The 530-nt window shown below is 69.8% G+C and carries 1 protein-coding gene; it reads right to left on the minus strand.

All coding sequences use genetic code 11. From position 1 onward, the window contains the following. Positions 1 to 530, minus strand: a 530-nt coding sequence (locus NP777_RS47200; protein ID WP_305890879.1) for an SdrD B-like domain-containing protein, incomplete at both ends; no start/stop codon positions are given.

A 530-nucleotide genomic window follows, 5' to 3' on the forward strand; every position in this document is an offset into this window, starting at 1 on the left:
CCGGAGCCTCCGCTGGTCCCCGAGCCTCCGCCTGTGCCGGAGCCTCCGCCGGACTGGGGGCCCGGGTTGTTGGGCGGCTCAGAGGTCGGCGGCTGTGACGACGGAGTGGGCGTCGGCTTGGGCGTCGGCGATTTCTTGGGGATGTACACGCCGGCGTCGATCGTGTGATCGACCTCGCCCGGCTTGTCCGGAGCCGTGACGGGTGCGCGTCCGTTGCACAGCCGCCCGGTCGTCGGCGGGGTCACATTCGAGTCATGTGCCCGGTTGGCACCGGCCCGCGGGAGTGTGAACCGCAGTTTGGTGGCCGGCGGCTGGGTCGGCACCTTCTCGGTGTCCGCGGTGCACACGTCGAACTGCACCGTGTACTTCGCACCCGGCTTGAGTTCGTAGGCGGCGCCGACGCCACCGAAGTAGTACTCGCCGGCGGCATCGGTCTTGGTCGTGGCGACCTGTTTGCCGTCGGCGTCCAGCAGGTTGATCGTCGCGTCCGGCAGCGGTACTTCGTTGCGGCCCTCGGGATCCTGGATCCC

It is taken from the genome of Streptomyces rugosispiralis (assembly GCF_024505145.1).
GTDB classification, from domain to species: Bacteria; Actinomycetota; Actinomycetes; order Streptomycetales; family Streptomycetaceae; genus Streptomyces; species Streptomyces rugosispiralis.